Annotated in this window: 11 protein-coding genes; 5 read left to right on the plus strand and 6 right to left on the minus strand. The window is 68.9% G+C overall.

All coding sequences use genetic code 11. From position 1 onward, the window contains the following. Positions 1-19: 19 nt before the first annotated feature. Genes gmd through OG598_RS16575 form a run of 3 tightly spaced genes read left to right on the plus strand, consistent with a single transcriptional unit; the run spans position 20 to position 3356 of the window. Complete coding sequence (gene gmd / locus OG598_RS16565) at positions 20-1033, plus strand: GDP-mannose 4,6-dehydratase (RefSeq protein WP_328650008.1); 1014 nt, start codon at positions 20-22, stop codon at positions 1031-1033. Then, positions 1030-2229: a glycosyltransferase gene (locus tag OG598_RS16570; RefSeq protein ID WP_328650009.1), complete on the plus strand. Its 1200-nt coding sequence runs from the start codon at positions 1030-1032 to the stop codon at positions 2227-2229. The genes gmd and OG598_RS16570 overlap by 4 nt, the downstream gene beginning before the upstream one ends. Continuing rightward, positions 2226-3356 carry a DegT/DnrJ/EryC1/StrS family aminotransferase gene (locus tag OG598_RS16575; protein WP_328650010.1) on the plus strand — a complete coding sequence of 377 codons (1131 nt, stop codon included), beginning with the start codon at positions 2226-2228 and terminating at the stop codon, positions 3354-3356. The genes OG598_RS16570 and OG598_RS16575 overlap by 4 nt, the downstream gene beginning before the upstream one ends. On the opposite strand, the gene OG598_RS16580 is transcribed toward OG598_RS16575, so the two are convergent. From OG598_RS16580 to OG598_RS16595, 4 genes are all read right to left on the minus strand, one after another. Further along, on the minus strand, positions 3340-4716 hold the full coding sequence (locus tag OG598_RS16580; protein ID WP_328650011.1) for a hypothetical protein: 1377 nt from the start codon (positions 4714-4716) through the stop codon (positions 3340-3342). The two genes, OG598_RS16575 and OG598_RS16580, sit on opposite strands and share 17 nt — an antisense overlap. Positions 4717-4723: 7 nt before the next feature. After that, positions 4724-5053 (minus strand): hypothetical protein, encoded by a 330-nt coding sequence (locus OG598_RS16585; protein ID WP_328650012.1) that lies wholly within the window; start codon positions 5051-5053, stop codon positions 4724-4726. Positions 5054-5210: 157 nt separating this feature from the next. Continuing rightward, entirely contained in the window at positions 5211-6452 is a 1242-nt protein-coding gene (locus OG598_RS16590) for a phenylacetate--CoA ligase family protein (protein ID WP_328650013.1), read from the minus strand. Between the two features lie 123 nt (positions 6453-6575). After that, entirely contained in the window at positions 6576-7343 is a 768-nt protein-coding gene (locus OG598_RS16595; protein WP_328650014.1) for a class I SAM-dependent methyltransferase, read from the minus strand. Positions 7344-7565: 222 nt separating this feature from the next. Between OG598_RS16595 and OG598_RS16600 the strand changes: the two genes are divergently transcribed. After that, a complete protein-coding gene (locus OG598_RS16600) occupies positions 7566-10673 on the plus strand; it encodes a M14 family metallopeptidase (RefSeq protein ID WP_328650015.1) in 3108 nt (1035 codons plus the stop codon). A gap of 100 nt (positions 10674-10773) precedes the next feature. Further along, positions 10774-11682 (plus strand): NAD(+)/NADH kinase, encoded by a 909-nt coding sequence (locus OG598_RS16605; protein WP_442931511.1) that lies wholly within the window; start codon positions 10774-10776, stop codon positions 11680-11682. Between the two features lie 8 nt (positions 11683-11690). Here OG598_RS16605 and pgm read toward each other — a convergent pair whose 3' ends face one another. Both pgm and glgC read right to left on the minus strand, forming a co-directional pair. Beyond that, positions 11691-13331 carry a phosphoglucomutase (alpha-D-glucose-1,6-bisphosphate-dependent) gene (pgm, locus tag OG598_RS16610; protein WP_328650017.1) on the minus strand — a complete coding sequence of 547 codons (1641 nt, stop codon included), beginning with the start codon at positions 13329-13331 and terminating at the stop codon, positions 11691-11693. 31 nt (positions 13332-13362) lie between these two features. Beyond that, positions 13363-14595 carry a glucose-1-phosphate adenylyltransferase gene (gene glgC / locus OG598_RS16615; RefSeq protein WP_091401467.1) on the minus strand — a complete coding sequence of 411 codons (1233 nt, stop codon included), beginning with the start codon at positions 14593-14595 and terminating at the stop codon, positions 13363-13365. Positions 14596-14659: the final 64 nt, after the last annotated feature.

Genomic DNA, 14659 nt, shown 5'->3' on the forward strand with positions numbered 1-14659 from the left:
ATCTTTGGAAGGGCGCGGCATGAATCGAGTCGCACTGATCACTGGCATCACCGGGCAGGACGGCAGTTATCTGTCGGAGATCCTCCTCAACAAGGGCTACACGGTGCATGGGCTGAAGCGTCGGTCGTCGAGCTTCAACACCGAGCGGATCGACCGGATCGACGTGCACCCGCGCAACCCCGAAGCACGCCTGTTCCTTCACTACAGCGATCTGTCGGACGCGGGCTCATTGGTCGCCCTGCTCCGTGACATTCAGCCTGACGAGATCTACAACCTCGGCGCGCAGAGCCACGTGCGAGTCTCCTTCGACATCCCGAGTTACACCGCCGACGTCACCGGAATGGGCGCGCTGCGGCTGCTCGAGGCGGCACGGTTGGCTGGCGTGAGCAGCCGCTTCTATCAGGCTTCCTCATCGGAGATGTTCGGATCGACTCCGCCGCCGCAACGCGAGGAGACTCCCTTCCACCCGCGCAGCCCGTATGCCTGCGCGAAGGTCTTCGCGTACTGGGCCGCCGTGAACTACCGGGAGTCGTACGGGATGCACTGCTCCAACGGGATCCTGTTCAACCACGAGAGCCCTCGACGGGGTGAGAACTTCGTGACCCGGAAGATCAGTCGGGCGGTCGCCCGGATCGAGGCCGGCATCCAGGACAAGCTCTACCTGGGCAATCTCGACGCGGTCCGGGACTGGGGGTACGCACCGGAGTACATGGAGGCGGTCTGGCTCACGCTCCAGCAGGACGAGCCGGACGACTTCGTGGTGGCGACAGGCGAGGGACACACCGTCCGTGAGTTCGTCGAGGCGTCGTTCGGGCACCTCGGGCTCGACTGGGAGAAGTACGTCGTCACAGATCCGGCCTACTTTCGGCCCGCCGAGGTGGACGCGCTCATCGGCGACTACGGCAAGGCCCGCCGTCAGCTGGGGTGGGCGCCCAAGACACACTTCGCCGACTTGGTGCGGGTGATGGTGGACGCCGACCGGCAACTCCTTGAGGACGAGCGGATGGGCCGACTCGTCCGGGTGGACCGGTGAGGATCGGCGTCGACGCCACCTCGGTTCGGCCAGGACACTCGGCCGGAATCGAGGCATTCACCTATGGCCTGCTCAACGGCATGGCTGATGGCCCGCACGAGCTGACCGTCCACGTACTCAACGGAACCGGCGACGAGTGGCGCCAGAGGGTCTCCTCGGAGCGCATCGTCTGGTCCGAGGTCCGCGCGTTGCTGCGGACGGACAACCGGCTCGGCCGTCTGCTACGTCGGCACACCCCTCGCGCGGCGGTGACGTCGGTGGCTCTGCGTCGTACCATCAACCTCGTCCGGCAATTGAACCGCTCGCCGGCCTCGGGGGTGGACGTCACGGTCTACCCGTTCTCGGGCGTACCGGTGCACGCCGAGCCGTCGGTCATCGTGTTGCACGACCTACGTGCCCTCCAGCCGGGCCTCGGCTCGGCAGGCTTCGCGGAGGTCATCCGACGGAACGTGGCCCGGGCGGGGGCCGTGGTGATGTCCTGGCCACACCCCTACGAGCAGGCGGTACGGGCGTTTCCCGAAGCACGCGACAAGATCGCCATGATTCCGTTGCCTGCCTTCCATGCCGCACGGCCGCAACTGTCGACCGAACCCGAACCGGGTCTGCTGGTGTTCCCGTCGTCGACCGCGCCGCTGAAGAACCACGCCACGTTGCTGGAGGCGATGGCGCTGCTCCCGGAGTGCCGCCTTGTGTGCCCGGGGCCCCTGGTGGAACCGGAGGCCAGCCGACTGCTCGCCCGCGCCGAACGGCCCGACCTGCGGGGCCGGGTCTCCTTTCCAGGATTCGTCAGCACCGAGGATCTGGCGTCGCTGTACGCCCGCGCCTCGGCGGTGGTCGTGCCGTCCCTGTGGGAGGCGGCCAGCGGGGCCATGTTGGAGGCCTTCAGTTGGGGGGTCCCGGTAGCCTGCGCCGACTCGGAGCCTCTGCTGGCCCAGCTCGACTTCACCGGGGCCGACGCGGCTGTTTTCGCGGCACACGACCCGGCTGCCCTCGCTGAGGCCGTCCGGCGGTTACTACGTGAACGGGAGCACTACGCGCGCGCCTCTCGGGCAGCTGGGGCGCTCCTGGCGGCACGCACGTGGCAGGACACCGCTGCCGACTACGTCGCCGTGCTGGACTGGGTGCGGGCGGGCAGGCCAGGGCCGATGCCTCGATCGTCGTTCGCCGAGACGTTGCTGACCAAAGGAGCCCGTTGAGCGCACAGGACCGCTATCCGGTTGCCCGCCCCTGCCTGTCCGATCTTGAGGAACGGTACCTGGTCGACGCCTACCGCAGCGGCTGGATCTCCTCGCAGGGGCCATACCTACGGAAGTTCGAGGAACAGTTCGCGGCCAGGTGCGGTGCGACGGCGGCCGTGGCCACCGGCAATGGCACAGTGGCGATCCACCTCGTCCTCGCGGCAGCTGGAATCGGCCCTGGCGACGAGGTCATCGTTCCGGCTCTGACCTACATCGCCACCGCCAACGCGGTGACCTACTGCGGCGCCCGCCCGGTCTTCGTCGACGTCTCACCGGATACCTGGTGCATCGACGTGGAACAGGTCGCTGCCTCTGTCGGCCCCCGTACCCGTGCCGTCGTGGCCGTCGACCTGTACGGCCACCCGGCCGACTACCCCGCGCTCCGGGCGATCTGCGAGCAGCACGGTCTGCTCCTGGTCGCCGACGCCGCCGAGTCGTTCGGCGCCCTCCTGGACGGCCGCCCGACCGGCGACCTGGCCGACGCCACCACCTTCTCGTTCTTCGGCAACAAGGTGATCACGGCTGGTGAAGGCGGCTGCGTCACCACCTCCGATTCGGGGCTGGCCGACCGGATGCGGCTGCTCCGCAACCAGGGCATGGACCCACGTCGGCGCTACTTCTTCCCCGTCGTCGGCTTCAACTATCGGCTCACGAACCTGGCGGCGGCACTGCTCTGCGCCCAGCTCGAACGCGCCGACGAGATCATCAGCCGGCGGGAGGGGGTCATCGCCACATACGAGCGTGATCTGAGCGATCCTCCGCTGCTCGGCCCTCAGCCGGTCGGCCCAGGTGTGCGCCGCGCACCGTGGATGGCGTCTTTCCTCGTCGGCCCCGCGGGTACGGAGGGGCTACGCGACGAACTGGCCCGGACGCTCGACCTGCTCGGAGTCGAGACGCGTCCGTTCTTCGTTCCCATCCCGCATCTGCCGCCGTACGCGGACGCCGGCGGTGATTACCCCGTCAGCGCCGACCTGGCCCAGCGGGGCATCAACCTGCCGACCTACGCCGAGCTGTCGGACGTGGACCTGAAGATCATTATGGACCGGGTGCGTAGCGCGCTTTCCGGGATCAACTACTGCCGCTGACGCGGGGCGCGGAGAGCGTGGGCCCGCGCCCAGCGGTGCCCGCAGTGGTCTGCGGCGTAACTGCTGGTCCACTGTTCCCGGCGTGCGTACCACCATCGCGACTGCCGCTGGTGATCTGCAGGTAACTGGCCCACCAGGCCGCAGCGCTGATCAGCCCCATGAGCGCCAGGGCGACCGCGGCACCGACCGCCCCCCACGCCACGGCGGACGCGACCACCACGGGAACTCTGAGGACGCCGAGCGCACCGCCGAGGAGCAGCGCCCGCCGTGCGGCACCTTGAACCCGATGCCCCGCGAACCCCACCATGGCCACCCCCCCGAGTAGGACCTCCAAGGCGAGCAGCCACAACAGCGGCTCCGCGTGCCGCCAGTTGTCGCCGAGGACCGCCTCTCCCACGCGGTCGGGCAACAGGAGGACGAAGAGGCAGGCCGGTGCGGTGGCGAGCAGCAGGGTGATCGTGATCCGCGCGGCGCCTCGCCGCCGTGCGGATCCCGTCGCCACCCGGAGACTGGCGAGGTGCGGAATGACCAGCGGGGAGGCGCTTCCCACGAGGAGCGTCGCCGGACCAAGCAGGGTACGTCCGGCGCTCAACGAGCCCACGACCGCCATGCCTGCGGTCACGCCCAACGCCGTCAGGGCGAGTTGGGCCGAACCGGCGGTGAGCAGGAACTGAAGCCCATAGCTGGCGGATGCACGGCTGCCGGCACGGTCCATGCGCCAGCCCGGCCTGACCTGATGACCCCTGAGGACAGCCGTGGCGCAGCCGAGAAGGGCACCGGTGCCCGCCCACAGGCCGAAGACGACCGACGGACCCACGACGTTGGTCAGGCCCAGCAGAGCCGCGAGCGCGGTCAGCACGGTCCAGACCGCCTCTCGCGCGCACGGAGAGCGCGGTCGTCCCACTCCCACGTCGACGTTTCTCGCGTAGTCGTGCAGCAACAGCCCTGGCAGCGCGATGCCGGCGAGAATCAGGTAGCCGGAGCGGTCGATGACCCCGGCGGCGAGGAGCGGGACAGCGCACCCGACGCCGACGGCGGCTACCCGGCGACTGCCCGCGGTGACCGCAGGACGATTGGCCGGCTGCGCCGCCGCCTCGACCAGTACCGCCTCGGTCACCACCGTCCGGGACAGGCCGGTGACCAACACGTAGAGGGAGAAGGCCAGGGCGAACCGGCCCAGGTCGTCGATCGGCGCCAGCCGCGCGACGGTCAACGAGAGCAGCAGATTGCCCAGACCCGACAGAGCCGCCGTCACCACCGCCCACGGCGCACGACCACCGAGGAAGCCCTGGACCAGGGCGCGAGCGCGGTTCGGCCGCGTACGGGGAACCAGCGCGGTTGAATCGAGTGGGTCGGTCATTCTTCGATCAGGCCCACCGCGTGAAGATGGTGCCCTGCCCGGCTTGGGCAGCGGTGATCGAGGCAGCGACGCTGATGACGGTGACGAGGCGAGCAACCACGTACACGTAGCGGTGGGACGCGTTCACCGCGGCGGCGCTGGGCCGCCAGTGCCGTTGCGGACGAGCCGTGAGGGCAGTCGTCTCGACGATCAGCGTGCCGACGAGCGCCGCACCCAGCAGCCGGAGGATGAACATGGTCTGCGGGTTGGTGTACAGCACCGCCATCGGTAGGAGGAGCAGCGCGTACGGCGCCAGCACCAGGATGGAGATCGGGTAGTGCCGCAGGACCCAGGTCACCCGCCTGCCGGGGGCGCGCGGGGATCGCCGGGGGTGTGGCACCTGACCCGGGGCGATTCCGATCGGGGAGGAGAAGGCAGCCTGAGGTGTCGGCACCATTGTCAAACGACGTGCGCCCTTGTCAGAAACGGACGGTGAGCAAGAGCAGCTCTTGATCTCATGTGACGAAGAGGGCGTGCTTGCCGGCTCGGGTCCGGGCAGGATCGGAGGTCTGGGCGAAGCTGATCGAGCCGGCGATCAGCTCGGGATGGTCCTTTCGAAGTTCGCGTACGAAGTAGGTGCCCACGTCCGACAGGTCAAGTGGCCGGTCAGCCTCGACGTGGATTCGTAGGGCATCCGGACGCAGCTGCTGGAACTGCACTCCGACGATGCCGGGGTACGACTTGAGGATGTGAACGGGGAGGATCGCGGACAGATCGAGGAATCCCCGCGTTGACCCGACCCTGACGATGTCCTGCTGCCGGCCGAGGACCGCACGAAACGCCAGGGCGTTGCCGTCCACCACGTCGCTCGGCTCGATGCGGTCGCCGATGGCGTAGTTCACCAGCGGGAAGACGCGATCGGTCAGGGTAGTGACGCTGAGTCCATCCGCATCGTCGGTGAGGCAGACGAAGCTGTCCCAGATGACTCTGATGTCCCGCGTGCTTCGGCGGGACATGGCGAGGACCCCGGTCTCGGCCGAGCCGTACTCGATCACTGCCGGAACCTTGAACACCCGCTCCAGCAGGGCGACGTCCGCGTCACTGGCGGTTTCGGCGCACAGAATCACCGCCCGCAGGCGCCGTGGTTCGCCCAGATCGAGCTGGCTTCGTTCGATGTACCGTGCCAGCTTGAACACCGCCGAGGTGTAGCCAGTGATCGTGACCGGGTCGCGTCGGCGCACCGCCAGGTAGTGGGCGCGCAGCGACGGTTCGCTGAGGTCGTAGGCGTTGACCCGGGTGACGTTCACGACCAGGTCGGCGAGCCTTCGCCTGAGGTGGGCCAGTCGGCCGGGCAGTCCGGAGCCGAAGAGGTGGGAATGTCCCCACAGCAGCACCGTCGGGTCGGTGGGGCGGACTCCCGCCCAGTGTCGGCCGAGGTACGCGTCGACCCACCGACTGTTGACCTCGCCCGCGCCTCGGGGATAGCGCGTGGGCTGGCCGGTGCTGCCGCCGGTGGTGTATGCCTCACGAATCCGGCCGTGCTGGAATATCTCGTCCTGCCGGGCGATCAGGATCTCCTTGGTCAACTGCGGAAAGCCGCGCAGATCCGCCAGCCGGTCGATCCGCTCCGGGAGACCGTGCTCCCGGTGCCACGACCGGTAGAACGGAACCGAGGCCAGGCAGTACGCCCACACGTCGTTGAACCGTCGTAACTGCTGCCGTTCGATCCAGGCCCGATCCCGGTCCTCGTCGTACATTGCGATTTTCCGGGCGAGCGCCTGATGACGGGCGTGCAGGACGGCACGACCAGGCAAGGAACGGTCCATCGGGCAGGTGCCTTTCGCTCGATGTCAGGTTTCGTCGTGGGCGCCGGCACGCCGTCAGCAGTCGAGGGCCCTGCGTCCGAGCAGGTAGATGTCCGAGCAGAGAGTGGGTCGGCTGCGGAGCACCCGGTCCACTACCGGGGTCAACGTCCGGACAATCGGATGGGCGTGGCCACGGCCGAGCCAGTTGCGACCGATGATCCGCACGCTCGTCAACCTCATGTCACGGGCGATGTACCGCAGGTCGTCGACGTCCGGTTCCCGGACGTGGCCCCGGAAGTGCGGACGCTCATACCAGTCGGCCATGGACGACCACTTGCCACGACCCAGCGGGACGGTGATCCGCTTGCGGAGGTTGACGCAGTTGGGTACGCCGAGCAGAAACCACCCACCGGGACGCAGGGCAGTCGTCACCTCCGCGAACAAGCGTTTTGGTGAGCTGTGCCAGTGCTCCATGCTGTCGAAGGTGGTGATGACGTCGACCGACCCGGGTGCCAGACCCAGTCCGTCCCGGACGACGTCACGAACGTCGATCTTGACGCCGACACTGCGGTGCAGGTCCAGCAGTTCATCGGTGCGGGCCTCGTTCACCGGGTCGGCGAAGTCGTCGATCAAGGTGGCGGACATCCCCAGGGCGGCGCAGCCGGCCGAGAAGAGCCCTGTCCCACCTCCGATGTCGGCGACGGCGCCGGCGGGCGCGAGTTCGGCTACCAGCCCGATGTGGAACGTCTGCCGCTCCACCTCATTCGCGAGCCGTGCCCGCCACTCGAACGGGTAGCGCCTGGCCAACCTCCGCAACTCCTGCCTGACAACGCTTGCCTGCATGTCGCCTCCTTACCGATGTGCCGCACCTCGGCACCATATCGACCCGAAGGTTCCAAAAGTGATGAAAAGTTTTATGGTCCTCGCCTGAAGCTTCACATGCTCGACCGCCACCTACGGCAGCGACGTCGACACGGTCAGCGACGTTTCCCCCATCGACTGATTGACATCGATAGCGTCACACCGAAGGCTCGCGCCTACAGGTCCTTCACCCAAGGAGGCGCGATGAGACCGAGACGACTGGCGATCGCCGGCGTGGTCACCCTGCTCGGCGCACTGGCACTGACCCCACCGGCCAGCGCGCGGCCGCCGTCCGACCCGGGCGTCCGCGACGGCCTGGAGGTGTACGTCGGCACTGTCGACGCGAAGCAGCGGGAGCAACTGCGCGCGGCGGGGGTCGACCTCGGCCACGACGCGAAGGTGGACGCGTCCGGCCGCACGACTGTCGAGACGGTCCTCAGCCGACGGCAGGCGAAGCGGTTGGCCGACAAGGGCGTACCGCTGTCGGTGAAGAAGGTGCGAGGCAAGGACGCGTCGCAGGCGCTGCGGGAGCAGGCCGCGGCCGGCTGGACGAGTTTCCGTCCCTACGGTGAGCCGGGCGGCCTGCGAGACGAGCTGAACGCCACAGCGGCCCGGTATCCCAAGCTGACCAAGGTGGAGACGATCGGGCGCAGCCAGCAGGGCCAGCCGATCGTCGCCGTGAAGGTCACCAAGAACGCGCGGACCGTCGCGGACGGCCGGCGGCCGGCGGTGCTCTATGCCGGTGCGCAGCACGCTCGCGAGTGGATCACCCCGGAGATGACCCGCCGGCTGATGCACCACGTGCTGGACAGCTACGGCACGAACCGGGAGATCACCCGACTGCTGGACACGACCGAGCTGTGGTTCCTGCCGGTCGCCAACCCGGACGGGTACGACTTCACGTTCACCCCCGGCAATCGTCTGTGGCGCAAGAACCTGCGGGACAACAACGGTGACGGTCAGATCGGCTCCGGTGACGGCGTCGACCTCAACCGCAACTTCAGCTACAAGTGGGGGTACGACAACGAGGGCTCGTCGCCGGAGCCCAACAGCGAGACCTACCGGGGCCCGGGCCCCAACTCCGAGCCGGAGACCAAGGCGTTGGACCGGCTCTTCAAGCGGGTCGGGTTCGAGTTCTTCGTCAACTACCACTCGGCCGCCGAGTTGCTGCTCTACGGCATCGGCTGGCAGGTGAGCACCCCCAGCCCGGACGACGAGATCTACAAGGCGATGGTCGGGGACGACGCGCACCCGGCGGTGCCCGGCTACGACCCGGACATCTCCGCGGAGCTGTACACCACGAACGGTGACACCGACAGTCACGCCACCGTCAAGTACGGCACGCTGGGCTTCACCCCGGAGATGTCCACCTGCGAGGCCGCCTCGGCCGTCGACCCGGACGACCAGTGGCGTCCGGAGGACTGCGTCAGCGGCTTCATCTTCCCTGACGACGAGGCGCTGATCGCCGGCGAGGTGAGCAAGAACCTACCGTTCGCGTTGGCAGTGGCCCGGTCGGCGGCGGACCCGGACGACCCGGTCTCGGTGGTCGGTCGCAGCACTCCGGACTTCGTGGTGGACGCCTTCGACACCTCGTACGGGCGCACCCAGCAGGTCGCCGCGATCACCCGTCGGGCGCTGAGGAACGTGCGGATGCACTACACGGTCAACGGCGGGCGGCCGAAGACGGTCGCGGTCCGCGAGTGGCGCGGCGGCGAGCGGTACGGCGACACACACGACGACTACTACGCCGAGCTACGGGGCACTGTCAGCGGCGCGAAGCCGGGCGACCGGGTGGAGGTCTGGTTCACCGGGAACAAACCGCGTGCCGGGGTGGTGGCCAGCGAACACTTCACCTATCGGGTGCACGACGACATCGGCGGCGATGTGCTGGTCCTCGCTGTGGAGGACGTCACCGGCCTCAGCCCGGCGCAGACCGGCACCACGGCGAAGTACGCCGACGAGGTCGCGGCGTCGCTGGGCGCCGCCGGGCGCAGCAGCGACGTGTACGACTTCGACGCGATGGGCCGCAAGGCGCCGCACCCGCTCGGCGTGCTGTCGCACTACGAGGCGGTGGTCTGGGAGACCGGCGACGACGTGATCCTGCGCTCCCCCGGTCAGGTGGCCGGCACGACGGCCAGGGCGGCGCTGGAAACCGAGCTGGCCGTTCGGGACTACCTGAACGAGGGCGGCAAACTGCTGGTCAGCGGCCAGTACGCGTTGTTCGCGCAGGGCGCCAACGGGTCGTACGTCTATCACCCGGACGCGCCACCGGAGTGCACCGACGCCGAGGCCGCCAGCTGTCTGCCGCTGTTGAACGACTTCCAGCAGTACTGGCTGGGCGCGCACACCTACGTCAGCGACGGCGGAACCAGCCCGGACGGGGAGCCGTACCCGGTCGCCGGGACCGACGCGGCGTTCACCGGCTTCGAGGGGCAGCTGAACGCCTCCGGCTCGGCGGAGAACCAGGCGCACACCGCGTCGTTCCTGACCACGTCGAGCTTCCTGCCGCCGGACGAGTTCCCGCAGTTCGCCAGTTCCGCGCCGGTGGGCTGGTCCCGCCCGGGCGGCGCGCCGTTCGATCCGCGTACGGGTGAGTGGTACCTGTACAGCGGGCAGACCGACGAGTCGTACAAGCGGCTCACGCGCACGGTGGACCTCACCGGGGCGAGCAGCGCCGAGTTGCGCTTCTTCACCTCCTACGAGATCGAGCAGGACTGGGACTTCATGTTCGTCGAGGCGCACGAGGTGGGCAGCGACGACTGGACGACACTGCCGGACGCCAACGGCAAGACCAGCACTGTCACCGGGGACAGCTGCGCCGAGGGCTGGGTGGAGCAGTTGCACCCGTTCCTCGCGCACTACCAGGGCACCGACTGCTCCCCCACCGGGAGCACCGGCACCTGGAACGCGGCGAGCGGGTCGTCGGGAGGCTGGAAGGAGTTCGTGGCCGACCTGTCGGGCTACGCCGGTAAGCAGGTCGAGGTGTCGATCACGTACGCCTCGGACTGGAGCACCCAGGGTCTCGGCGTCTTCCTGGACGACGCACGGGTGCTTGTCGACGGGTCGACAGTGGCGGAGACCTCGTTCGAGTCGGCCGACCTGGGTGGCTGGACGGTGGCCGGCCCACCGCCCGGCTCCGCCGGCAACGCCAACGACTGGTCGCGCAGCCAGCAGGCGTTCGAGGAGGGCTCGGTGGTGGTCACCGGGGACACGGTGTATCTGGGCTTCGGGTTGGAGGGTCTGCCTCCGGCGGCCCGCGACGACCTGGTCGCCCGCTCGCTGACCCACCTCACCGGGCAGCCCCGCCCCTGACGGCGGCGAGGTGCGCCGACGGTCCGCGGACCGTCGGCGCACCTTCGGTGTACGCCGGGTACGGTCGCCGCCGATGTGGTGAGCTGTACGGGTGTCGGGGCTGGGACTTGTGCTGCACCCCACCCGGGATGTCACCGAGGTGGTCGGAATCATCGAACGGTGGGCGAAGCGTCACCACAAGACGCTGATGGTGCGCGAGGAGGACCAGCACCGTGTCTCGTCCTGCATCGTGCCGGTGCCGGCGGACGAGGTGGCGACCCGCGCCGACGCCTTGATCAGCATCGGCGGCGACGGCACCATGTTGGGTGCGCTGCGATCCGCCGTCCTCGACCCGAAGCCGGTGCTCGGCGTACACCTGGGTCGTGTGGGTTTTCTCGTGGAGATCGAGCCGCCGGAACTGCCTGAGGCGCTGAGCCGGTTGCTGTCGAAGGAGTTCACGGTCGAGTCGCACGCCTGCCTCGCCTGCGACGTGTGTGGCGACGACGTGGTGGCGTTCAACGACATCGCGCTGGTACGCCAGCCCGGCTCCGGCTTCGTCAACGTCACGCTCGCCATCGACGGCCAGCAGTACGGCTACTACCGGTGCGACGCCGTGGTGGTCAGCACCCCGATCGGCTCCACTGCGTACAGCTACGCCGCCGGCGGCCCGCTGATCTCCCCGGCGGCGGACTCGATGGTGGTCACGCCGTCGGCGCCGATGGCCGGCATCTCCCGGTCGGTGGTGCTCTCACCGGACGAGAAGATCCGGCTGGAGTTGGAGCCCGACTCGTCCCCCGTGGTGGTGGAGATGGACGGGTTGGTGTTCCGCGACCCGGCCACCGAGGGAGCGGTGGAGATCAGCTACCGCCGCAACGCAGGCCTGGTGGTGCGCTTCGACCCGCTGCGCTACCAGGAACGCAATCAGTTGAAGATGACGCTGCTCGACCTGCCGTTCCTGCCCGAGCAGCTCCGCGAACTGCTCCCCGAGGAGCTTCGCCGCACCCAACGAGAACTACCGCCGCCCTGCTGACCCCGCGGTCAGGGGGTCAGGGCTTGGTCTACCAGGGCTTTGGCTTCCTCCTGGATCTTCTTGAGGTGGTCGGGGCCCTGGAAGGACTCGGCGTAGATCTTGTAGACGTCCTCGGTGCCGGACGGACGGGCGGCGAACCAGCCGGACTCGGTGCTGACCTTGAGGCCACCGATCGCCGCGCCGTTACCGGGGGCGGTGGTCAGCGTCGAGGTGATCGGCTCACCGGCGAGCTCGGTGGCGGTGACCTGCTCCGGGGAGAGCTTGCCGAGCACGGCCTTCTGCTCCCGGGTGGCCGGGGCGTCGATCCGGGCGTACGCGGGGGCACCGAAGCGTTCGGCCAACTCGGCCCAGTGCTCGCTCGGGCTGCGGCCGGTGGTGGCCTGGATTTCGGCGGCGAGCAGGCAGAGCAGCAGGCCGTCCTTGTCGGTGGTCCAGGTCGAGCCGTCGCGCCGCAGGAACGACGCCCCGGCGCTCTCCTCGCCACCGAAGCCGACAGCGCCGTCCAGCAGGCCGGGTACGAACCACTTGAAGCCGACCGGCACCTCCAGCAGCGGCCGCCCCAGGTCGGCGGCGACCCGGTCGATCATCGACGAGGAGACCAGGGTCTTGCCCACCGCAGCGTCCGGCCCCCACTCGCTGCGCGTGCGGAACAGGTGACGAATCGCCACCGCCAGGTAGTGGTTGGGGTTCATCAGCCCGGCGTCCGGGGTGACGATGCCGTGCCGGTCGGCGTCGGCGTCGTTGCCCGTGGAGATCTGGTAGTCGGCCCGCGCGGCGATCAGCGACGCCATCGCGTTCGGCGAGGAGCAGTCCATCCGGATCTTGCCGTCGCCGTCCAGGGTCATGAACCGCCAGGTCGGGTCGACCGTCGGGTTGACCACCGTCAGGTCCAGGCGGTGCCGCTCGGCGATCTCACCCCAGTACGCCACGCTCGCCCCGCCCAGCGGGTCCGCGCCGATGCGGATCCCCGCGTCGCGGATCGCGTCGATGTCGATCGCCGCCGGCAGGTCGTCGACGTAGTTGGCGAGGAAGTCGTACTCCCCGGTGGTGTCGGCGGCCCGCGCCCGCGCGTAGGTGATCCGGCGGACCTCCTTGAGCCCGGCGGCGAGGATGGCGTTGGCCCGATCCTGGATCCACCGGGTCACGTCGGTGTCGGCCGGCCCACCGTTAGTGGGGTTGTACTTGAAACCGCCGTCGTCTGGCGGGTTGTGCGACGGGGTGATGACGATGCCGTCGGCGAGCCCGCTGGTCCGCCCACGGTTGTGCGTGAGGATCGCGTGCGACAGCGCCGGGGTCGGTGTGTAACCGTCGCGGCTGTCCACCAGCACTGTGACCCCGTTGGCGGCGAGCACCTCCAGGGCGTCCACAGCGGCCGGCGCGGAGAGCGCGTGGGTGTCCCGGGCGAGGAAGAGCGGCCCGTCCAGCCCCTGCTCGCGCCGGTAGTCGCAGAGCGCCTGGGTGACCGCGAGGATGTGGTCGGAGTTGAACGCGTTGCGCAGGCTGGAGCCGCGGTGGCCGGAGGTGCCGAACGAGACCTGCTGGGCCGGGTCCGCGGGATCCGGATGCTCGGCGTAGTAGGCGGTCACCAGGCGCGGCACGTCGACCAGGTCGGCGGGCTCGGCGGGCTGGCCGGCACGGGGGTGGGTCACTGCGGGATCCTCCTCGGGGAGTGCCTGTCGGTCACGGCACGACCTTCTGGCCCTTGCCGATCACCACGATGCCGTTGTCGGAAACGGTGTAGCGCTGCCGGTCCTTCTCCAGGTCGACGCCGATCTCGACGCCCTCCGGGACGAACACGTTCTTGTCCAGGATGGCCCGCCGGACCACAGCGTGCCGGCCGATCTCCACACCCTCCATCAGCACCGAGCCCTCGACGTGCGCCCAGGAGTGCACCCGCACCTTCGGCGAGACGATCGAGTTCTCCACCAACGAGCCGGAGATCACCACACCCGGGGAGACCATCGAGCCGACCGCCCGGCCGACCCGCTCACCCCACTGGTGCACGAACTTCGCCGGCGGCCACGGCGGCTGCTCGGTGTAGATCGGCCAGTCGAAGTTGTACATGTTGAAGACGGGGTGCACGTTGATCAGGTCCATGTGCGCGTCGTAGAACGAGTCGAGCGTTCCCACGTCACGCCAGTAGCCGCGATCACGGTCGGTGCTGCCCGGCACCTCGTTGTCGCGGAAGTCGTAGACGTTTGCCTCGCCGCGTTCGACGAGCATCGGGATGATGCTGCCGCCCATGTCGTGCTTGCTGGACTTGTCTTCCGCGTCGCGCTCGACCGCCTCGCAGAGCGCCCGGGTGGTGAAGACGTAGTTGCCCATCGAGGCGTAGATCTCGTCCGGCGCGTCGGGCAGACCGACCGCGTCGGTGGGCTTCTCGCGGAACGCGCGGATCCGCTTGCCGTCCTCGCCGACCTCGATGACGCCGAACTGGTCGGCCATCGACAGCGGCTGGCGGATGCCGGCCACCGTCACCGCCGCGCCGGAGGCGATGTGGTCCTCCACCATCTGCCGCGGGTCCATCCGGTAGATGTGGTCGGCGCCGAAGACGATCACGTAGTCGGGCTGCTCGTCGTTGATCAGGTTGAAGCTCTGGTAGATGGCGTCGGCCGAGCCGGCGAACCACCACGGACCACGACGCTGCTGCGCCGGCACCGGGGTGACGTAGTTGCCGAGCAGCGTGGACATCCGCCAGGTCTTGGTGATGTGTCGGTCGAGGGAGTGGGACTTGTACTGGGTCAGCACGACGATCTTGAGATAGCCGGCGTTGGCCAGGTTGGAGAGGACGAAGTCGACCATGCGGTACATCCCGCCGAACGGGACGGCCGGCTTGGCCCGATCCGTGGTGAGTGGCATCAGGCGCTTGCCCTCCCCACCCGCCAGGACGATCGCGAGCACCTTGGCAGCCATGCCCCGACGCTATCCACCCGCGTCCCACTTCACCACTCGTACGGGGAGTCTTCTGCACTAGGGT

Origin of the sequence: Micromonospora sp. NBC_00330 (assembly GCF_036136635.1) — a bacterium.
GTDB lineage: Bacteria > Actinomycetota > Actinomycetes > Mycobacteriales > Micromonosporaceae > Micromonospora > Micromonospora salmantinae.

Bases quoted from the DNA above. Each gene is read 5' to 3' on its own strand.
- OG598_RS16580 (WP_328650011.1), bottom strand. From the start codon at position 4,716: ATGACCGACCCACTCGATTCAACCGCGCTGGTTCCCCGTACGCGGCCG.
- OG598_RS16590 (WP_328650013.1), bottom strand. From the start codon at position 6,452: ATGTACGACGAGGACCGGGATCGGGCCTGGATCGAACGGCAGCAGTTA.
- gmd (WP_328650008.1), top strand. From the start codon at position 20: ATGAATCGAGTCGCACTGATCACTGGCATCACCGGGCAGGACGGCAGT.
- OG598_RS16600 (WP_328650015.1), top strand. From the start codon at position 7,566: ATGAGACCGAGACGACTGGCGATCGCCGGCGTGGTCACCCTGCTCGGC.
- glgC (WP_091401467.1), bottom strand. From the start codon at position 14,595: ATGGCTGCCAAGGTGCTCGCGATCGTCCTGGCGGGTGGGGAGGGCAAG.
- OG598_RS16595 (WP_328650014.1), bottom strand. From the start codon at position 7,343: ATGCAGGCAAGCGTTGTCAGGCAGGAGTTGCGGAGGTTGGCCAGGCGC.